The organism is Streptomyces sp. NPDC003023, assembly GCF_042888225.1.
In the GTDB taxonomy this organism is placed as follows: domain Bacteria; phylum Actinomycetota; class Actinomycetes; order Streptomycetales; family Streptomycetaceae; genus Streptomyces.
Map to the genome: position 1 here is coordinate 949,592 of NZ_JBIAPL010000001.1, position 21,006 is coordinate 970,597.

Consider the following 21,006-nt stretch of genomic DNA (forward strand, 5'->3'; position numbering starts at 1 on the left):
CGCTCACGCCTCCGTCTTCTTTTCCGAATCGGGCAGTTCGAACTTGCTGGTCCGCTGCATGCCGGCCGCACGCCCCTTGCCGGAGACGACCAGTGCCATCTTGCGGCTGGCCTCGTCGATCATCTCGTCGCCGAGCATCGCCGAGCCCTTCTTGCCGCCGGCCTCGGACGTGTAGTAGTCGTACGCGTCGAGGATCAGCTCGGCGTGGTCGTAGTCCTCCTGGGAGGGCGAGAAGATCTCGTTGGACGCCTCGACCTGGCCCGGGTGCAGCACCCACTTGCCGTCGAAGCCGAGCGCCGCGGCGCGCTGCGCGACCGCGCGGTAGCCGTCGATGTTGCGGATCTGCAGGTAGGGACCGTCGATCGCCTGGAGGTTGTTGGCCCGGGCGGCCATCAGGATCTTCATCAGGATGTAGTGGTACGCGTCGGCGTCGTAACCGGGCGGCTGCTCGCCGACGACCAGCGACTTCATGTTGATCGAGGCCATGAAGTCGGCCGGGCCGAAGATGATGGTCTCGACGCGCGGGGAGGCCTGCGCGATCTCGTTGACGTTGTTGAGACCCCGGGCGTTCTCGATCTGCGCCTCGATGCCGATCTTGCCGACCTCGAAGCCCATGGTCTTCTCGATCTGCGTGAGCAGCAGGTCCAGCGCGACGACCTGCTGGGCGTCCTGCACCTTCGGCAGCATGATGCAGTCGAGGTTCTGGCCGGCGCCCTCGACGACGGTGACGACGTCACGGTACGTCCAGTGAGTGGTCCAGTCGTTGACCCGCACCACACGCGTCTTGCCGGTCCAGTCGCCCTCGTTGAGGAACTTCACGATGGTGTGGCGCGCGTCCGGCTTGGCGAGCGGCGCACAGGCGTCCTCCAGGTCCAGGAAGACCTGGTCGGCCGGCAGACCCTGGGCCTTCTCCAGGAAGCGCGGGTTCGAGCCCGGCACGGCCAGGCAGGAACGGCGCGGACGGAGACGGTTCACCGGGTGCACAGGCGTGGTCATGCGGGGACCTCCAGAGGGTCGAGCTTGTTCGCTGTACGGATCTCGTCGACGATACGGCCGATGATCTCCGTGATACCGAAGTCCTTCGGGGTGAAGACGGCGGCCACTCCCGCCGCCTTCAGCTCTGCGGCATCGGCGTTCGGGATGATCCCGCCGACGATCACCGGTACAGGGGTGTCTCCCGGGCCGCCGGGCCCGGGGGAAGTGGCCGCGCCGGCCTCTCGCAGCCGCCGCAGCACGTCCGGCACCAGCTCGGCGTGCGAGCCGGACAGGATGGACAGGCCCACGCAGTGCACGTCCTCCGCGAGGGCGGCGGAGACGATCTGCTCGGGCGTGAGCCGGATGCCCTGGTAGACCACCTCGAACCCGGCGTCACGGGCGCGTACGGCGATCTGCTCGGCGCCGTTGGAGTGCCCGTCCAGGCCCGGCTTTCCGACCAGCAGCCGCAGCCGGCCGACGCCCAGCTCGTCCGCGGTGCGCGACACCTTCTCGCGTACGACGGCGAGCGGGGTGCCCGCCTCCGCGGTGACCGCCACCGGGGCGCTGCTGACGCCCGTCGGCGCACGGAACTCGCCGAAGACGTCACGCAGCGCCCAGGCCCACTCGCCGGTCGTGACGCCCGCACGCGCACACTCGACGGTGGCCGCCATCAGGTTCTCGGTCCCCGCGGCCGCCTTCTTCAGGGCGGCGAGCGACTCGGCGGCGCGGGACTCGTCCCGGTCCGCGCGCCACTCGTGCAGCTTCGCGACGACCCGCGCCTCGTTCGCCGGGTCGACCGTCATGATCGCCGTGTCGAGATCCGCGGTGAGCGGGTTCTCCTCTGTCGTCTCGTAGATGTTGACGCCGACGATCTTCTCGTCGCCCGCCTCGATCCGAGCCCGCCGCTCGGCGTGCGAGGAGACCAGCCGCGACTTGAGGTAGCCGGACTCGACGGCCGCCATCGCGCCGCCCATCTCCTGGATCCGGTCGATCTCCGCCAGGCACTCGTCGACGAGGGCGCCGACCTTGGCCTCGACGACGTGCGAACCGGCGAAGATGTCCTCGTACTCCAGGAGGTCGGACTCGTGCGCCAGCACCTGCTGGATGCGCAGCGACCACTGCTGGTCCCAGGGCCGGGGCAGACCCAGCGCCTCGTTCCAGGCGGGCAGCTGAACGGCACGGGCCCGGGCGTCCTTGGACAGTGTCACGGCCAGCATCTCGAGGACGATGCGCTGGACGTTGTTCTCCGGCTGCGCCTCCGTCAGGCCCAGGGAGTTGACCTGCACGCCGTAGCGGAAGCGGCGCTGCTTCTCGTTCTCGATGCCGTACCGCTCGCGGGTGACCTTGTCCCAGATGCGGCCGAAGGCCCGCATCTTGCACATCTCCTCGACGAACCGGACGCCCGCGTTCACGAAGAACGAGATACGGGCGACCACGTCACCGAACTTCTCGGTCGGCACCTGGCCCGAGTCACGGACGGCGTCGAGCACGGCGATCGCGGTGGACATCGCGTACGCGATCTCCTGGACCGGCGTGGCGCCGGCCTCCTGCAGGTGGTAGCTGCAGATGTTGATCGGGTTCCACTTGGGGATGTTGGCCACCGTGTACGTGATCATGTCGGTGGTCAGGCGCAGCGAAGGACCGGGCGGGAAGACGTGCGTCCCGCGCGACAGGTACTCCTTGACGATGTCGTTCTGCGTCGTGCCCTGGAGCAGGCGGATGTCCGCTCCCTGCTCCTCGGCGACCACCTGGTACATCGCCAGCAGCCACATCGCGGTGGCGTTGATGGTCATCGAGGTGTTCATCTGCTCCAGGGGGATGTCCTGGAACAGCCTGCGCATGTCGCCGAGGTGGGACACCGGCACGCCGACCCGGCCGACCTCGCCGCGGGCGAGGATGTGGTCGGGGTCGTAACCGGTCTGGGTCGGCAGGTCGAAGGCGACCGACAGACCCGTCTGGCCCTTGGCGAGGTTGCGCCGGTACAGCTCGTTGGACGCCTCGGCCGTGGAGTGACCGGCGTACGTCCGCATGAGCCAGGGCCGGTCCTTCTTGCGCTGCTCCGTCATGTCGTCACACGTTCCGGAAGCGGTTGATCGCGTCGATGTGCTTCTCGCGCATCTCCGGGTCCTTGACGCCCAGGCCCTCCTGCGGCGCCAGCGCGAGGACGCCGACCTTGCCCTGGTGGAGGTTGCGGTGCACGTCGTACGCGGCCTGGCCGGTGTCCTCGAGGGAGTAGACCTTGGACAGCGTCGGGTGGATCTTGCCCTTGGCGATCAGGCGGTTGGCCTCCCACGCCTCGCGGTAGTTGGCGAAGTGCGAGCCGATGATCCGCTTGAGCGACATCCACAGGTAGCGGTTGTCGTACTCGTGCATGTAGCCAGAGGTCGACGCGCAGGTGGTGATGGTGCCGCCCTTGCGGGTGACGTAGACGGAGGCGCCGAAGGTCTCGCGGCCCGGGTGCTCGAAGACGATGTCGATGTCCTCGCCGCCGGTGAACTCGCGGATGCGCTTGCCGAACCGCTTCCACTCCTTCGGGTCCTGGGTCCGCTCGTCCTTCCAGAACTTGTAGCCCTCCGCGTTGCGGTCGATGATCGCCTCGGCGCCCATGGAGCGGCAGATGTCCGCCTTCTGGTCGCTGGAGACGACACAGATCGGGTTGGCGCCGCCGGCCAGCGCGAACTGGGTGGCGTAGGAGCCGAGTCCGCCGCTCGCTCCCCAGATCAGGACGTTGTCGCCCTGCTTCATGCCGGCGCCGTTGCGGGAGACCAGCTGGCGGTACGCGGTGGAGTTGACCAGGCCCGGGGCCGCGGCTTCCTCCCAGCTGAGGTGCTTGGGCTTGGGCATCAGCTGGTTCGACTTGACCAGCGCGATCTCCGCGAGGCCGCCGAAGTTGGTCTCGAAGCCCCAGATGCGCTGCTCGGGGTCGAGCATCGTGTCGTTGTGGCCGTCGGAGGACTCCAGTTCGACCGAGAGGCAGTGTGCGACGACCTCGTCGCCCGGGTTCCAGGCGTTCACGCCGGGGCCGGTGCGCAGCACGACGCCCGCGAGGTCGGAGCCGATGACGTGGTACGGCAGGTCGTGGCGCTTGGTCAGCTCCGACAGGCGGCCGTAGCGCTCGAGGAACCCGAAGGTGGACAGCGGCTCGAAGATCGAGGTCCACACGGAGTTGTAGTTGACCGAGGAAGCCATCACGGCCACCAGAGCCTCGCCCGGGCCGAGTTCGGGCACCGGCACGTCGTCCAGGTGGATCGACTTGCGGGGGTCCTTCTCCCGGGTCTCGAGACCGGCGAACATCTCGGTCTCGTCCTTGTGCACGGTGATCGCGCGGTACGACTCCGGGAGCTTCAGTGCGGCGAAGTCGGCCGACGTCGATTCCGTCGACTGGATCGCGTCCAGGATTTCCTTCACGGTGTTGCCTCCAGGGGGTCCCCCGGGCGGAGTCCGGGGGAGAAGAGCGTCCGTGCGCGGACACTGAGGGGAACGTCGGGATGGTGGTGCTGCTGTGGAGGTGTGCCGTCGGTTCGGCGGTGGTGCTGCTGGCGGCGCGGGTGAGCGCTTGAAGGTGCCTGTGACGCAGGCGTCCGGGCGGGCGACCGTGGACGGTTGCTGGGACAGCCGGCGTACGAGAGGTCTCTGCACGCCGGCCGCCCGGACACCATCAACGTATGGCACGGCGTGCCAGGTCGCAAGACACTCCGTGCCAAGAATTTCTCTCAGATGCAATCTGTGCGACACATATGAGCGATGATCGATCGAATGCGGGTGCAAAAAGGCCGATGGCCGCCCGAATCGGGCGGCCATCGGCCGGGTGTCCGCGAGGGGTCAGGGCTGCCTGAGTGCCCTCTCGATGGTCCGCATGACCTCGCTCAGCGGGGCGTCCGTACGCGCGACCGTGACCAGCACCTCGCCGTGGGCGCGGGCGGTGACCGCCGGCTCCTGCGCCGCCGGACCGTCGGTCATGACCGACGTGCTCCTGCGGCCCGCTCCTATGCCGGTGCCGAACGTGTCACGGACGATGGCGAACGCGTGGTCCAGCTGGGTCTCCACATCGCCCTGCCCGCCCGCCCGCAGCCAGCGGCGCAGCACATGGTTGTGCGCGGTGACCACGGCGGACGCGGCCACCTCCGCCAGCAGGGGGTCGTCGTTTCCGTCGTGGTGGTCGCGCTCGTCGAAGTGGCCCAGCAGATAGCGCGTGAACAGCCGCTCGTAACGGGCCACCGAGGCGATCTCACGCTCCCGCAGCGTCGGCACCTCACGCGTGAGGCGGTAGCGCTCGACGGAGACCGCGGGGGAGGCGGCGTACATCCGCATGACCTCCTTGATGCCCCGGCAGACGGTGTCCAGCGGATGCTCGTGGGGCGGCGCGGCGTTCAGCACCGCCTCGGCGCGGACCAGGGTGTCGTCGTGGTCGGGGAAGATCGCCTCTTCCTTGGAGCGGAAGTGGCGGAAGAAGGTCCGCCGTGCCACCCCCGCGGTGGCGGCGATCTCGTCGACGGTCGTCGCCTCGTACCCCTTCGTCGCGAACAACTCCATGGCCGCCGTCGCCAGTTCGCGGCGCATCTTCAGGCGTTGCGCGGCGGCGCGGGATCCCGCGGCGCTCTCCGGAGCGTCGGTCGTGGCGCCGGCGCGGCCGGGGCGGCGGGGGGAGTCAGCGGGCTGGGGCATGATCTGAACGTACTGCATCCGGGCAGCCGGATGCGCCTGCGGGGCCGCCCCCTCGCCCGGAGCCGGGGGCGGGCCGCCCGGACCGAGCAGCCCGCCCCAGCCGGCGTCGAACTCAGCGCCGGGCATATTCGCGGAAGCCGCGGCCCGTCTTGCGGCCGAGGCATCCCGCGGCGACCAGGTGCTCCAGCAGCGGCGCCGGGGCGAGGCCGGGGTCGCGGAACTCGCTGTGCAGCACCTTCTCGATGGCGAGCGAGACATCGAGGCCGACCACGTCGAGCAGTTCGAACGGGCCCATCGGGTAGCCGCCGCCGAGCTTCATCGCGGCGTCGATGTCGTCGAGCGAGGCGTAGTGCTGCTCGACCATCTTGATCGCGTTGTTCAGGTACGGGAAGAGCAGCGCGTTCACGATGAAGCCGGCTCGGTCGCCGCAGTCCACCGGGTGCTTCCTGATCTTCGTGGTGACCTCGCGCACCGTGGCGTGCACATCGTCGGAGGTCAGCACCGTGCGGACCACCTCGACGAGCTTCATCGCCGGGGCCGGGTTGAAGAAGTGCATGCCGATGACGTCCTGCGGGCGCGAGGTGGCGCGGGCGCAGGCGACGACCGGCAGCGAGGAGGTGGTGGTGGCGAGCACCGCGCCCGGCTTGCAGATCTTGTCGAGGGCGGCGAACAGCTGCTGCTTGATCTCCAGGTCCTCCGCCACCGCCTCCAGCGCCAGGTCCACGTCGGCGAAGGCGTCCAGCGAACCGGCCGGGGAGATGCGGCCGAGGGTGGCCTCGCGGGCCTCCTCTGTCATCCGGCCCTTGGAGACGGATCGGGCGAGCGACTTGCCGATGCGGCCCTTGGCGACCTCCGCCTTCTCCAGGCTGCGGGCCGCGAGCACGACGTCGTAACCGGCCTTGGCGAAGACCTCCGCGATGCCGCTCGCCATGGTGCCGGAGCCGGCCACGCCGACCGAGCGGACCTCACGGCCCGCGGCGGCGTCGGCGGACGGCCGCGGGGTCAGGGCGTCCGCCACGACCTCCGCGGTGCCGGCCGCGGCGTAGGTGTAGAAACCGCGGCCCGTCTTACGGCCGGTCAGTCCCGCCTCGCTGAGCTGCTTGAGGATCGGCGCCGGCGCGTGCAGCCGGTCGTGCGACTCCGCGTACATCGCGTCCAGGACGGTGCGGGCGGTGTCGATGCCGATCAGGTCGAGCAGCGCGAGCGGTCCCATCGGCAGGCCGCAGCCCAGCTTCATCGCCGCGTCGATGTCCTCGCGGGAGGCGTAGCGCGACTCGTACATCGCGGCCGCCTGGTTGAGGTAGCCGAACAGCAGGCCGTCCGCGACGAATCCCGGACGGTCGCCGACCGCGACGGGCTCCTTGCCGAGCTCGCGGGCGAGCGCCGTGACACTCTCCACGGCCGTCGGGGCGGTCAGCACGGAGGAGACGACCTCGACGAGCTTCATCGCCGGGGCCGGGTTGAAGAAGTGCAGACCGAGCACGCGCTCCGGGTGCTCGGAGTCGGCGGCGAGGCGCGTCACGGAGAGGGCGTTGGTGCCGGTCGCGATGATCGCGTCCGGGCGGACGACGCCGTCGAGTTCGCGGAAGACCTGCTGCTTGGCCTCGTACGACTCGGGCACGACCTCGATCACGAGGTCGGCCTCCGCGGCGGCCTGCAGGTCGGAGAAGGTGCGGAAGCGGGCGAGGGTGTTGCGGCGCTCCTCCTCGGTGATCCGCTCGCGTTCCACGGCGCGGGCGGTGGACGCCTCGAGGGCGGCGACGGCCCTGCGGGCGGCGGCGTCGCTGATGTCGATGCCGACGACCTCACGGCCGGCACGGGCAAGGACCTCGGCGATGCCGGTGCCCATGGTGCCGAGACCGACGACGGCAATGGTGTGGAGAGGGGTGTCCATCACGGGACTCCAGGGATGAGTGACGACTGATGAGGAGCGCGCGTGGGCGGAACATGAAGGGTCCGCGGGCGCGAGAACCGGACACCGAGGAGGCGTACGGCGCGCGGGAGGCGCGTGTCGTGGTGCTGGATCGACGGGCCTGTCCCGGGCCGCGCCGTACTGCGTGCTTCGCGAGGCTCGAAAACGCTGGAAAACGCTCGAAACGCTCGAAACCTCGAAGCCGAACCGACAACCTCTCGGCGGCTGCGTCACCAGGCCACCGGGAGTCGCGGGGTTGACCCGCTCACCTGAGATTAACTCGCGGGTAACGAGCGCGCCAGCCCTCGATCCGGACGCATCCGTGTGATCTGGATCGCGCCCTGCCGCGTGGATACGCTTCGTCCATGGACGAGGAGTTGCGGTCGCTCGCGAGCCGGATACGGGACGAGGCGGGCGGCGGGGCGGACTTCGAGCGCCTGCTCGCCACCACCGATCAGGACGAACTCGCCGCGGTCCTCACCGAACACGAACGCCCGCTGTGGGCCCGTGAACTCGCCGCGTTCCGCCTCGGCTGCGCCGGCGACCGCCGGGCCTTCGAGTCGCTGGTCCTCCTGCTCAACCACCGCGACCCCGAGCGCTGCGTGTCCGCCGCCCACGCGCTGTACGCGCTGCGCGACCCCCGTACACCCCGCGCCGCGGCCGCGCTGGCCACCAACGAACTGCGCGTCGCCTACGCCCTGTTGCCGGTGCGGCTGCTGACCCGGCTGCGCGCCCCCGAGTCCGCCCCGGCACTCGTCACGGTCCTGCGGCGCCGCCTCGGCCCCGGTGATCCGCACTGGCGCGTGGCGCTTGCGTGCGTGGAGGGCCTGGGCGCGCTCGGCGACAGGCGCGCCGCCGAGGTCGTGCGCGCCGCGCTGCCCCATCCCCGTCTGACGGCGGCGGCGTCGGCGGCGCTGGCGAGACTGGAGGCGTGACGACAGCGGGATACGGCGCGCTCGTGACCATGCCCATCGGTGTGCGGTTGGAGTCCGCGCCGCCTTCTGGATGCTGACCGGGGACGCCGGGTTCCCGTACGCCGCCATGCGGCCGCCGTTCTTTGCGCCGCCCGGTCTGGGTGTCGGCCTGGTGATGGCCGCGTCCTTCGGCGCGATCCCCGGGCGGCCGCTCGCCGAGGGCGACTGGAAGCTGTCAGAGCAGTGTGAGCTGGGTCGGCTCCGGTGCCATCGGCTCGGGGCGCACCGGCACACGGCGGTGCCCGTCCCGGCCGGAGGGGCCGATGCCGAACTCGGTGGCCAGTTCGTGCACATGGCGGGTGATCCGGCGCTGGTACCACTTGGGCGCGTACGCCCCCTCCGCGTAGAGGCGCTCGTACCGCCCGACCAGATGCGGATGGTGTTGGCGCAGCCAGGCCATGAACCACTCGCGGGCCCCGGGCCGCAGGTGCAGTACGAGCGGGGTGACGGACGTCGCGCCCGCCGCCGCGATCGCCCGGACCGTGGCGCGCAGTTGATCCGGGTGATCGCCGAGGAACGGGACGACGGGCGCCATCAGTACGCCGCAGCCGATGCCGTGTTCCGTGAGGGTGCGCACGACGTCGAGGCGGCGCTCGGGGGAGGGGGTGCCGGGTTCGACCGTGCGCCACAGCTCGCGGTCGATGAAGCCGACGGATACGGAGATGCCCACCTCGGTGACCTGCGCGGCCTGGACCAGCAGGTCCAGGTCGCGCAGGATCAGCGTGCCCTTGGTCAGGACGGAGAACGGGTTGGCGTGGTCGCGCAGGGCGGAGATGATGCCGGGCATCAGCCGGTACCTGCCCTCCGCCCGCTGGTAGCAGTCGACGTTGGTGCCCATGGCGACGTGCGCGCCCTGCCACTGGCGCGAGGCCAGCTGGCGGCGCAGCAGTTCGGGGGCGTTGACCTTGACGACGATCTGGGAGTCGAAGCCGAGGCCGGTGTCGAGGTCCAGATAGCTGTGCGTCTTGCGGGCGAAGCAGTAGACGCAGGCGTGCGTACAGCCGCGGTACGGATTGACCGTCCATTCGAACGGCATCCGTGACGCCCCCGGCACCCTGTTCAGGATCGAACGCGCTCGGACCTCGTGGAAGGTGATGCCCTTGAACTCGGGCGTGTCGAAGGTCCGGGTGACGACCGCCGACGTCCCGAACAGGGCGGAGTCCCCGGACGTGGCGGGGCCTTCGACCAGATTGTCCCAGCGCATGGGTGCCTCCTCGTTCGCACTGACCTCAGAATAGAACATCTGTTCCCATGATCGCCGCAACCCGGATTTGGGGGGCCGGGCACGAGGTGGTTGGCTAGCGGCATCCCGCTGGAGCGAGTGCTGGAGGAGTAACGAAATGGCGCAGGTCGAAGCCACCACGGAACGGATCGTCGCGGCGGACGCGGAGACGGTGTTCGATGCCGTGGCCGACTACGAGAACACCCGCGCGAAGCTCCTGCCCGAGCACTTCAGCGAGTACGAGGTCCGCGAGGGCGGCGACGGTGAGGGCACTCTCGTCCACTGGAAGCTCCAGGCGACCAGCAAGCGGGTCCGCGACTGCCTGCTCGAGGTGACCGAGCCCAGCGACGGACGGCTCGTCGAGAAGGACCGCAACTCCTCCATGGTCACCACCTGGGCCGTCACCCCGGCCGGTGAGGGCAGGTGCAAGGTCGTCGTGAGCACCGTGTGGAACGGTGCCGGCGGCATCGGCGGCTTCTTCGAGAGGACCTTCGCGCCCAAGGGGCTCGGTCGCATCTACGACGCGTTGCTCGCCAACCTCGCCGCGAACGTGGAGAAGTAACCTCACCGGTTCGAGTGGACTTCCTCCCGGCCCGGCCGTGCGCCCCCCGCGCCCCCGCGCGCGCCGGGTCGGGGGAAATCCGCTGGTGGGCACCCCAAATGCGCCACCCCCAGGGCCTGTTGAGCGTGCCCTCGAACGCCGGGCCGGACCCTTGCCCGACTTGCTCCCCCTTCGCATGCAATGCGAAGAATGACGCCGCAGAGTGCGACGAGCAGTGCGGCGAGGGGAGACGGACGTGGGCGGCATCACTCTGGTGAAGGACGAGCTGGCCGCACCGGGCACCACCGGCAGCCCTGCCGACCCGCCACCGCCACCGCCCGTCGCCGAGACGGCCCCCGCGCCCCTCAGCCCCCGCCGCGTACGGCTCGTCTTCATGAGCCTGATGCTCGCCCTGCTGCTCGCCGCCCTCGAGCAGATGATCGTCGCCACCGCCCTCCCGAAGATCGTCGGCGAGCTGCAGGGCCTCGACCGGATGCCGTGGGCGATCACCGCCTACCTGCTGACCGCCACGATCGGCCTGCCGGTCTACGGCAAACTCGGCGACCTCTACGGCCGCAAGGGCGTCTTCCAGTTCGCCATCGTCGTCTTCGTCGTCGGATCCGCCCTCGCCGGGTGGTCACGCACCATGAACGAACTGATCGCGTTCCGCGCCGTCCAGGGCATCGGCGCCGGCGGACTCATGATCGGCGTGCAGGCGATCATCGCGGACATCGTCCCGCCCCGCGAACGCGGCCGCTTCATGGGCCTCATCGGCGCCGCCTTCGGACTCGCCTCCGTCGCCGGCCCCCTGCTCGGCGGGTTCTTCACCGACCACGCCTCCTGGCGCTGGTGCTTCTACTTCAACGTGCCCTTCGGCCTGCTCACCCTGATCGTGGTCAGCGCGGTGCTGCGGCTCCCCAGGCCGGCGACCCGGGGCCGTCTCGACGTCCTCGGCGTGCTGTTCCTGGCCGCCGCCTCCACCTGCCTGGTGCTGCTGACCAGTTGGGGCGGCACGGAGTACGAGTGGGACTCGCGCGTGATCATCGGCCTCGGCGCCGGGGCGGCCGCCAGTACCGTGCTCTTCCTGCTGGTCGAGCACTTCGCGCCGGAACCGCTCATCCCGCTGCGCCTGTTCCGCGACTCCGTCTTCAACATCACCTCACTCGTCGGCGCGGTCGTCGGCGTCGCCCTCTTCGGTGCCGCGAGCTACCTGCCGACCTTCCTGCAGATGGTCGACGGAGCCAGCGCCACCGAGTCGGGGCTGCTGATGCTCCCGATGACGGGCGGGATCGTGATCGCCTCGGTCGTCTCCGGCCAACTCATCAGCCGCACCGGCCGCTACAAGGTCTACCCGGTGCTCGGCGGCGCGCTCTCCGCCGTCGGCATGTGGTTGCTGTCCCGCCTCGAAGCGGACACGCCACGCCTGGAGTACAGCGTCTGGCAGGCCGTGCTCGGCGTGGGCATCGGTCTGGTGATGCCGGTCCTGATCCTGGCGGTGCAGAACGCCGTCCCGCCCGCCGACCTCGGCACCGCGACCAGCGCCAACAACTACTTCCGGCAGATCGGCGGCAGCGTCGGCGCCGCCGTCTTCGGCACCCTCTTCGCCGACCGGCTCACCGACGCGCTCGCGGGCCGCCTCCCGGCCGGCGCGGGCCTGCCCGACCCGGCCTCCATCACCCCGCAGCTGGTGCACGCCATGCCGCCCGCCCTGCGCGACGGCTACGTCCAGGCCTACGCCGACGCGATGCCCCGGATCTTCCTCTACCTCGTGCCGGTGCTCCTGGTCGGCCTGTTCATCGCCTTCTTCCTCAAGGAGAGACCACTGGTGTCCCACAACGTGTCCGCCGAGCCGACCGCCGTCCCGCACGCCCGCACCGCCCCTGCGCACGCCTTCGCACAGCCCGCGGCCGTGTCGCACCCCTCCGGTGTCCCCGTCTGCGGCACCGTCCAGCACCACGACGGCAGCAGCGTCCCGCGCGCCGCCCTCACCCTCATCGATGTGCAGGGGACGCAGATCGGGCGGGGCGCGAGCGGCGAGGACGGGCGGTACGCGCTGAGCGTCCCCGGTCCCGGTGCCTACGTGATGATCGCGGCGGCCGGCGGGCACCAGCCCCAGGCCGTCACCGTGACCGTCGGCGAGCGGCCCGTCGACCTCGATGTCGTCCTAGGCGGTGCGGGCCGCCTCGCGGGTGTCGTCGTCACCGCGGACGGCAGCCCCGTACGGGACGCCGCCGTCACCCTCACCGACGTACGCGGCGAGGTCGTGGCGACCACCCGCAGCGGACGGGAGGGCGGCTATGTGATGACCGAACTGGTGGCCGGGGAGTACACCCTCGCCGCGAGCGCCCCCGCCTTCCGGCCCGCCGCGCACCCCGTGAGCGTGCAGCCGTCCCGCGAGACCCGGCAGGACATCGAACTGGCCGGGGGAGCCGTGCTGCGGGGCACCGTACGGGCCGGGGACGGGCGGGCGGTCGACGACGCGCGCGTCACCCTGCTCGACGCGGCGGGCAACGTGGTCGACACGCTCACCACCGGCTCGGACGGCACATTCCGGTTCGTGGACCTGTCGTCCGGCGAGTACACGGTCATCGCCTCGGGTTACCCGCCGGTCGCCACCGTCCTCCAGGTCGCCGGCGGCGGACGGACCGAGCGCGACCTGCAACTCGGCCACGCGGACTGACGGCCGGGACGGCGCGGCACCGGGCCGGGCAGGGGCCGCGGGCGTCATCAGCGGTGCCGGACAGGACGATTGACCATTTGTCAGTTTCGCGCGGGCGCACAACCTGTTCCACCAATGCCCGGCGCACGACCCCGAACTGCCCGTAACGTGGTGACCAAGGCCGCAGATCCCGGCGGCGGGGAAGGAGCCCTCCATCCATGGACAGTGGTGTTCCGCCGACGCCGCCCCATCAGAACGCCGTGCCCGGCCGGATTCCGCTTGCCGTGGTCGTCGTGGACGGCGACGGCCTCGTCTCGCACTGGTCCACCGGCGCCCGCCGGCTGTTCGGGCCCGCCAGGCACGAGGCGGTCGGCCGGCCCGCGGTCGAACTGCTGCCGGTCTCCGGTGCCCTGGCCGACGACGACAGCGCCTATGACCCGTACGACGCGTACAGCGGACTCGGGCGCGGCCTGGACGCCTGCCTGGGCGGGCTGACCGCCTACCCCACCGCCGGCCGTGCCCGTCTCTCGGAACCGGGGCGGGACCGGGTGGACGTGCTGTGGTGGGCCTATCCCATGGTCGGCCCGGGCGAGGAGCGTCTGCTCGTGCTGGCGGCGGACGCAGGACGGTTCGGCGGCGGCGAGAGCGACGAGAGCGCCGAACGGATCGCGCCGGGCTTCGCCCTGCACACCGAGTTCCCCGGCGCCGACGAACTGGCGCGCGGACTGCCCGAGATCCTGCCCAGCATGAGCGTCCAGCAGTCGACGCGGATCGTCTCCCAGGTCCTCGACCTCGGCTACCCCGTACTGGAGTTCAGCCACCACGACCGGGTGCCCGTCACTCCCGACTGGGGTGTGCCGCGGCGTGCCGAGCGCCGGGCCCGGCAGCAGGCGGCGCAGCAGGCCGTGGCGGCCGGGCGTCCCGTCGACGCGGCCGATCTCGCACAGGACATCGAGTACGCGGCGGTGCGCGAGCGGCTGGAATTCCTGAACGAGGTCAGCGGACACATCGGCTCCTCCCTCGACCTCGCCCGTACGATCCAGGAGATCAGCGGCGCCGTCGTGCCGCGGTTCAGCGACATCGCCTGCACGTACCTCCGCGAGGAGGTCGTCGCGGGTGAGGGGTTCTCCGACGGCGACCCCGACGCGACCACGATGTGGCACCGCGTCGCCTTCGAGCACGTCGACGAGCCGGGCCGCTGGGACGACGTCGTACCGGTCGGCGAATCCATGCCCTTCCCCGCTCACACGCCCTTCTTCCAGTGCATGATCACGGGTGAGCCGGTGCTCGTTCCCCGCATCAGCGAGGAGATGGGCAACGCCATGGCCGAGCAGTTCGACAAGCGGGACATGCGCCCCATGATCAACGGCCGGTCCATGCTGATCGCGCCGCTCAAGGCCCGCAACGTCGTCCTCGGCTGCATGATCCTGCTGCGCCACCCCGAGCGGGCCGAGTTCAACGACATGGACCAGGTCACCGGCGCCGAACTGGCGGCGCGGGCCGGGCTCGTGATCGACAACGCCCGGATGTACACGTACCAGGAGAACGTCGCCGAGACGCTCCAGGACTCGATGCTGCCGCACGTCACCCCACGCATGGCCGGTTGCGACACCGCCACCCGGTATCTGCCCGGCACCCTGCTGGGCAGGGTCGGCGGCGACTGGTTCGACACCGTCAAGCTGCCGGGCTCGCGCACCGCGCTGGTCGTCGGCGACGTGATGGGTCACGGACTCAACTCGGCCGCGATGATGGGCCAGTTGCGCACCGCCGTGCAGACGATGGCGGCGCTCGACCTGCCGCCCGCACAGCTTCTCCGCAACCTCGACGACCTCGCCCAGCGCCTCGGCGAGCACTACCTGGCCACCTGCCTCTACGCGGTGTACGACCCGGTCGCCGGTGAACTGCACCTCGCGAACGCGGGCCATGTGCCGCCCGTGGTCGTCCGAGCCGCCGACGGGCGCAGCGATCTGCTGGACCTGCCCACCGGCGCGCCCATCGGCGTCGGTGGGGTGCCCTTCGAGAGCGTCCGTGTGCCCGTGTCGCCCGGCGACCGGCTCGTCATGTGCACCGACGGACTGGTCGAGATGCGCGGCGAGGACATCGGTGTGGGACTGGCCACGCTCTGCGAGTCCGCCGCCCATCCGGCCGCCTCGATGGACGACGCCTGCGACACCATCATCCGCGCGCTGGGCACCAAGGGCGGGCGCAAGGACGACGTGGCGCTGCTGATGGCCAGACTCAACGGCATCGACGCCGACTCCGTCGCGGCCTGGGAACTGTCCCTGGACCCGCGGGAGTCGGCGAGGGCGCGCCGGCTGGTGCGGGAGCAGCTCGCCGCCTGGGACCTGAGCGCCCTGGCGGAGACCGCGGAGCTGCTGGTGGGTGAGGTCGTGGCCAACGCCGTACGGCACTCGGACGGTCGGCGCGCCGAACTGCGGCTCGTACGCGCCGAGTCGTTGCTGTGCGAGGTGGCGGACGACGACCACACGCTGCCGACGCTGCTGGACGCCCGCCCGGACGCGGAGAAGGGGCGGGGGCTGCGCGTGGTGAGCAGCCTCTCCAAGGAGTGGGGCACGAGCCGCACGGCCGACGGCAAGACGGTGTGGTTCGAACTCGCCCTGCCCTGAGGCGTTTCGGGGCACCGCATAGGGTTGCTGCACATGTGGCCAGGACAGCAGCAGCCCTCCGACGGCGGGCAGCAACCGCAGCAACCTCAGCAACCTCCGCACCAGGCGCCGCCGCCCGGACCCTACGGTCCACAGCCCGGACCCTACGGTCCACAGCCCGATCCCTACGCCCCGGCGGCGGGCCGGCAGCAGCCGTGGGACATGCCCACCGAGCCCGCCGGGACGCCGGCCGCCAGGGCCGGGCGGCGCAGCACCGCGACGGTCGTCGCCGTGCTCGTGGCCGCCGCGGCTGTCGTGGCCGCCGCGGTGACCGGATATCTGGTCCTCGGCGGCGACAGCGGCGACGACGCCCAGCCGCCGGCGCCGACCGGCTCTCCGGCGCCGGCCACCGACGACGCCCGCACGGACGGCGGTGAGCAGCCGACCGTGCCCGGCTGGCGCACCGTGACGAACCCGAAGACCGGCATTGTCTTCGACGTACCGCCCGAGTGGGGACTCAAGTCGACGTCCTGGGCGACCTACGTCACGGAGCACGGTGACCCGGAGGACACACCGCTCGTCGGCTTCTCGGCCCCGGCGATCCTCAAGGAGAAGTGGTGCGTGTCCGACGGGGACCTCGACGGCTCCTCGGACGAGACCTGGCTCGCCGCCGCCGGTTCCCGTACCGAGCGCGCGGCGAGGACTGTGCAGGACGCCGCCCGCGACAACGCCTCCCTGTGGGTGTACGGCGGCTACACGCAGCCGGACAGGGGCAAGGTCACCAAGGGCGCGGCCGAACCCTTCACCACCGCGTCGGGCATCCGGGGCAGCGTGGCGACCGCCTCCTCCGCGGGCGTCGCGCCCGAGGGCAAGTGCGACAGCGACGGCAAGGCGACCACGTTCGCCTTCAAGAGCCCGAAGGGCGACATCCTCTCCTGGACGTTCGTCGGCGCGAAGGGAGTGGGGGAGGAGGTGCCGGACGCGACCGTGCGCAGGATCCTCGGCACCGTGCGCCTCGCCGGCGGCTGAACGGTCCCCTCCGCCAACAGAACGGCGTACGGGGGGAGTTGTTCACCGATTGTTGGCCGGGTGGCCGGATGCGAATCCAGTCGGAAGGGTAAAGCTCCTCCTTGGTGACACGGGGACGAAGGGGGAGCGCCCGTGACTGTCGGGGAGAGACGGGCCGCCGCGGAACCACGACTGGGCATCAGGCGGGAGTCGGGCTCGTCGTGGTCGAGGCGCGGCTTCCTCGTCGTCGTGCTGCCGCTGCTGGCCGCCGTACTGACGGGGGTCGGCGTGCTCGCCGTCTCCGGGAACATCCTGCTGCCCTTCCAGGGCGTCATCACCCTGGAGGGCAAGATGGCGTCCAAGCGGGACTTCTTCGAGGACGAGGAGGTCCAGCGGATCCTGATGAAGCATCACATACGGGTGCACATCACCGCTTCGGGTTCGCGCGAGGTCGCCGTCCGGGACATCTCCTCCTACGACTTCGTCTTTCCCTCCGGCCAGCCCGCCGGGGACCTGATCACCTCCGAACGGGCCAAGAGCAACCAGTACGCCAAAGTGCACCGCCCGTTCGTCAGCCCCATCGTGCTCGCCACCTACCGGGAGTACGCGGAGACCCTCGAGGACGCCGGCGTGGCCAAGGCCCACCGGGGGACGGGCCCGGTCGCGGACCAGCCGCACTACTACGTCCTGGACATGGCCGAGTTCCTGCGCCACATCCACGACAAGCGGCGCTGGGACGACCTCGGCATCAAGCGGCACGGCATCACCAACGCCAACCGGATCGTCGCGCAGACCCCCGATGTCTGCGGGTCCAACTCGGCGGGCACCTACCTCGCCCTGGTGGCCTTCACGTGGCACGGTGACGGTGACGAGGTGCCCGACACCGACCAGGAGGCCGACGCGCGCGGGCGAGAGATCAGGCACCTCATGGAACAGGGGCTGCCCGCCGCGGACGTGTTCCGCACCTACATCTCGCCGGAGGGCAAGAACATCGCCCCCGTGGTGGTGGCCTACGAGCACCAGTACCTCGCCTACCAGCTCAACCACAAGGCCAGGTCGAAGAAGCTCGACGGGGAGCGGGTCCTGCTCTACCCCTCAGGGCAGTTCGTCACCCAGCCCCAGTTCATCGCCCTCAACAGGGAGGGGGACCGGCTCGGTGAGCTGATCACACACGATCCGGAGCTCCGGCAGCGCGCCATGGAGCTGGGCTTCAGGATCCTCGACCCGACGGGGCAGGTCTCCGGTGACCAGCTGACGCGGTTCCTCGAGGGGCGCGGCATGCCCGCCCCCGCCACGGAGGGCGACGACACACGGACCGCCATGCCGAGGCTGCGGTACCTGGAGAGGATGATCTCCGTCGTGGGCGACTGCCCGACGGTCGACGCGCTGCCGGGACGGCCCTGATGAAGCCGCGGCGCCGGGCAACCGGCCTGATGGAGCCGCGGCGGGGGACGGCCGTGACGAAGCGGCGGCGCCTGGCGACCGGCCTGACGGCCGTGACGAAGCGGCGGCGCCTTGCGACCGCCCTGACGGAGCCGCGGCGCCGGGGAACCACCCTGATCGCCCTGTGCACGGCGGTCCTCTGGTTCGCCACGGCCACGGCCTGCGCCCCCGGTCGCCCCGGACCGGTCACCCTGCGGGTGCTGGCCAGTTCCGAACTCGCCGACCTGGCCCCCCTGCTCGACGATCTGCGCCGTGACACCGGCATCACGCTCGACATGGACCACCGCGGCACCGTGGACGCCAGCAACGAACTCGCGGCGCGCGAGGACCGCCCCGGACACGACCTCGCCTGGCTCTCCTCCGACCGCTACTTCCTGCTCAAGTCCAAGGCGAACGGCGGGCACGGGGAGAAGCCGCTGGCCACCAACATCATGCGCTCACCCGTCGTCCTCGGCGTGAAGCGGGCCATGGCCGACCGGCTGCGCAAGGCCGCGACGGGCGGCCAGATCTCCTGGGCGGACGCCGCCGACGCCGCGGCGGACGGATCGCTGCGTTTCGGCATGGCCGACCCGCGCCACACCAACAGCGGCCTCGCGGCTCTCGTGGGAGTGGCGACGGCCGCCGCGGGCACGGGCACCGCCCTGCGCCCGGAGGACGTCTCCTGCGAGCGGCTGCACGGCTTCTTCGCCGGACACGTCCTCACCGGCGACGCCTCCGGGAAGCTCGCCGACGGCTACGCCGCGCGGCAGGACGAGCTGAACGGCCTGATCACCTACGAGTCCGAACTGCTGGCGCTCAACGACAGCGGCAGGCTCCGTGAACCGCTGGAGATCGTCTACCCCAGGGACGGCATGGTGCTCTCCGACTATCCGCTGCTCCTGCTCGACCCGGCGAAACGGGCCGCCTACGACAGGCTGGTCGACTGGTTGCGCAGCGAACCCGTCCAGAAGAAGATCATGGAGCGTACGCTGCGCAGGCCGATCGACCCCGGCGTGCAGCGGATCGACCGGCTGCGGGAGCCGGTCGGCAACGCCCTGTACTTCCCCGACGACCAGAAGGTCGTCGACCGGCTCCTCGCCGACTACGGCGACCCGGAGCGGGACCGGGCGGCCCAGGTGGTCTTCCTCCTCGACTTCTCCACCTCGATGCGCGGCGAACGCATCGCGCGGCTGCGGGAGACCATGGACGCCCTCGCCGGGGGAGACGACTCGCCCTCGGGAAAGTTCGTCCGTTTCTACCGGGGCGAGTCGCTCACCGTGATGCGGTTCGGCGGCCGCGTGCTCGAGGAGCGGCACATCACCTACGAGGGGCAGCGGGACCTGGACCGGTTGCGCGGCGTCGTCGCGGCCGACGACTTCGACGGCTCCACAGCCATCTGGTCCTCGCTCGACCACGCCTACCGCACGGTGGCCCGTGATCTGCGGGAACGGCCGGGGCGGCAGGTGTCCATCGTCCTCATGACGGACGGCGAGAACAACGCCGGCATGGACGTGGACTCCTTCGTCCGCGCCCACGCCCGGCTGCCGGAGGACGTCCGCCGGGTGCGCACGTACACGATCCGCTACGGCGAGGCGGACACGAGGGAACTCGGCCGAGGGGCACGGGCGACGGGCGGCCGCATGGTCGACGCCACGGACCGGTCCCTCCTCAGCGCGTTCAAGGAGATCCGTGGGTGTGTTCAGTGAGGCGTGGTGGGGCGTCTGGTGGCCGTGGATGCTGCTGTGGACCCTGACGGTGGCAGGGGCGGCGGCACTGCTCGTCCTCGCCGTCGGGCGACTGGCGGCCAACCGGCGCGGCGGCGCCCGGAACCTCACCTACAGCATGTGCTTCTACCTGCACGACCGGTCCGTCATGGACCACTACCAGATGCGCGGCTACGCGGCGGCGCTGCGCAGGGAGGTCGAGCAGCGGACCAGCGACAGCAAGGACGGCACCATCAGAGCCACCGTCTTCGGCCTGAGCGCCGGCGGCGGCAGACGGGACAACAGCGAGATCGTCAGCAAGTACATGGAGGTCGCGGAACCCATCTCGGTGATCGGGATCATCATGGACGTGCTCGAGGAGAACGACGTCATCGTCCATGTCGACCTCGCGGGCGGCACGGTCAGACGGAACGCGGCACTCACCCGGGCACTGGCGAACCGGCCCGGTGGAACGGGCCGGTCCTCGCAGCAGGACGTACGGCTGCGTGACATCGAGGATTTTGTGCTCATCCGCGCCCGCTTCCGCAAGATCGACGAGTCACCCGAGTCCACGGTGTTCCTCGCGCCCTACGGCGACCCCGACGACCCGGCCGCCGGACCGCGGGTACGGGTCACCTGCGCCACCGAAGGGCTGCGCAACGAGGTGCCGGACGGCACCTTCTCGGCCCGCTGCCTCGGCAAGGTCCAGGACTGGAACAGTGAGGACGCCGTACTGGAAGTGCAGGCCATGGCCATCTTCCGATAAGGTCCGCCCGCGACAGGGCCGTCCTAAGGAACATCGACATGACGAACAAATCCGCGCCGTTCGACGAACTGGACCGGAAGATCGTCGCCGCTCTGGTGGCGAACGCGCGGACGAGTTTCACGGAGATCGGCGCGGCGATCGGCCTCTCCGCCACGGCGGTCAAACGTCGCGTCGACCGGATGCGCGAGAACGACATCATCACCGGCTTCACCACGACGGTGCGCCCGGCCGCGCTGGGCTGGGCCACCGAGGCGTACGTGGAGGTGTACTGCGACAGCGCCGCCCCGCCCCGGCGGCTCGCACAGGTCGTGCGCAACCATCCCGAGATCACCGCCGCGATGACGGTGACCGGCGGGGCCGACGCGCTCCTGCACGTACGGGCCACGGACGTCGAGCACTTCGAGGAGGTGCTCGAACGCATCAGGGCCGAACCGTTCATCCGCAAGACGATCAGCTACATGGTCCTGTCGCACCTGCTCACCAGCAGCCCCGAAGCCGGTGCCGGCCGGGCCGCGACCTCCGGCTGAACCGGTCTGCGGCCTCCGCCCGGCAG

15 protein-coding genes are annotated in these 21,006 nt (G+C 70.8%); 9 read left to right on the plus strand and 6 right to left on the minus strand.

Annotated features, from left to right (window positions below):
* Nucleotides 1–3: 3 nt before the first annotated feature.
* The 5 genes from ACFYV1_RS03950 to ACFYV1_RS03970 form a co-directional block, all read right to left on the minus strand.
* A complete protein-coding gene (locus ACFYV1_RS03950) occupies nt 4–996 on the minus strand; it encodes an HpcH/HpaI aldolase/citrate lyase family protein (protein ID WP_389393740.1) in 993 nt (330 codons plus the stop codon).
* Nucleotides 993–3,041, minus strand: coding sequence for a protein meaA (locus tag ACFYV1_RS03955; protein WP_389393741.1), 2,049 nt, complete (start codon nt 3,039–3,041; stop codon nt 993–995). The genes ACFYV1_RS03950 and ACFYV1_RS03955 overlap by 4 nt, the downstream gene beginning before the upstream one ends.
* A 4-nt stretch (nt 3,042–3,045) precedes the next feature.
* Nucleotides 3,046–4,383, minus strand: coding sequence for a crotonyl-CoA carboxylase/reductase (gene ccrA / locus ACFYV1_RS03960; RefSeq protein WP_389393742.1), 1,338 nt, complete (start codon nt 4,381–4,383; stop codon nt 3,046–3,048).
* Nucleotides 4,384–4,797: 414 nt separating this feature from the next.
* The gene (locus ACFYV1_RS03965) at nt 4,798–5,640 is read right to left on the minus strand and encodes a TetR family transcriptional regulator (protein WP_389393743.1); all 843 of its coding nucleotides are present in this window, start codon (nt 5,638–5,640) and stop codon (nt 4,798–4,800) included.
* A 112-nt stretch (nt 5,641–5,752) separates the two neighbouring features.
* Nucleotides 5,753–7,534, minus strand: a complete 1,782-nt coding sequence (locus ACFYV1_RS03970; RefSeq protein WP_389393744.1) for a 3-hydroxyacyl-CoA dehydrogenase family protein — start codon at nt 7,532–7,534, stop codon at nt 5,753–5,755.
* Between the two features lie 383 nt (nt 7,535–7,917).
* On the opposite strand from ACFYV1_RS03970, the gene ACFYV1_RS03975 reads away from it, so the two are divergent.
* A complete protein-coding gene (locus ACFYV1_RS03975) occupies nt 7,918–8,487 on the plus strand; it encodes an adenylosuccinate lyase (protein ID WP_389393745.1) in 570 nt (189 codons plus the stop codon).
* Between the two features lie 214 nt (nt 8,488–8,701).
* Here the strand turns inward: ACFYV1_RS03975 and ACFYV1_RS03980 are convergent, their stop codons facing one another.
* Complete coding sequence (locus ACFYV1_RS03980; RefSeq protein ID WP_389393746.1) at nt 8,702–9,730, minus strand: Rv2578c family radical SAM protein; 1,029 nt, start codon at nt 9,728–9,730, stop codon at nt 8,702–8,704.
* Between the two features lie 136 nt (nt 9,731–9,866).
* Between ACFYV1_RS03980 and ACFYV1_RS03985 the strand changes: the two genes are divergently transcribed.
* The 8 genes from ACFYV1_RS03985 to ACFYV1_RS04020 all read left to right on the plus strand — a co-directional run bounded on the left by ACFYV1_RS03985 (nt 9,867) and on the right by ACFYV1_RS04020 (nt 20,980).
* Nucleotides 9,867–10,310, plus strand: coding sequence for an SRPBCC family protein (locus ACFYV1_RS03985; RefSeq protein ID WP_389393747.1), 444 nt, complete (start codon nt 9,867–9,869; stop codon nt 10,308–10,310).
* Between the two features lie 235 nt (nt 10,311–10,545).
* Nucleotides 10,546–12,969 (plus strand): MFS transporter, encoded by a 2,424-nt coding sequence (locus ACFYV1_RS03990; protein WP_389393748.1) that lies wholly within the window; start codon nt 10,546–10,548, stop codon nt 12,967–12,969.
* 197 nt (nt 12,970–13,166) lie between these two features.
* The gene (locus tag ACFYV1_RS03995; protein WP_389393749.1) at nt 13,167–15,575 is read left to right on the plus strand and encodes a SpoIIE family protein phosphatase; all 2,409 of its coding nucleotides are present in this window, start codon (nt 13,167–13,169) and stop codon (nt 15,573–15,575) included.
* A gap of 33 nt (nt 15,576–15,608) precedes the next feature.
* Entirely contained in the window at nt 15,609–16,583 is a 975-nt protein-coding gene (locus tag ACFYV1_RS04000; protein ID WP_389393750.1) for a hypothetical protein, read from the plus strand.
* A gap of 132 nt (nt 16,584–16,715) precedes the next feature.
* Complete coding sequence (locus ACFYV1_RS04005) at nt 16,716–17,966, plus strand: hypothetical protein (protein ID WP_389393751.1); 1,251 nt, start codon at nt 16,716–16,718, stop codon at nt 17,964–17,966.
* Nucleotides 17,967–18,019: 53 nt separating this feature from the next.
* A complete protein-coding gene (locus tag ACFYV1_RS04010; protein ID WP_389393752.1) occupies nt 18,020–19,690 on the plus strand; it encodes a substrate-binding domain-containing protein in 1,671 nt (556 codons plus the stop codon).
* Nucleotides 19,674–20,453, plus strand: coding sequence for a hypothetical protein (locus ACFYV1_RS04015; RefSeq protein WP_389393753.1), 780 nt, complete (start codon nt 19,674–19,676; stop codon nt 20,451–20,453). The genes ACFYV1_RS04010 and ACFYV1_RS04015 overlap by 17 nt, the downstream gene beginning before the upstream one ends.
* A gap of 38 nt (nt 20,454–20,491) precedes the next feature.
* Nucleotides 20,492–20,980, plus strand: coding sequence for an Lrp/AsnC family transcriptional regulator (locus ACFYV1_RS04020; RefSeq protein ID WP_389393754.1), 489 nt, complete (start codon nt 20,492–20,494; stop codon nt 20,978–20,980).
* Nucleotides 20,981–21,006: the final 26 nt, after the last annotated feature.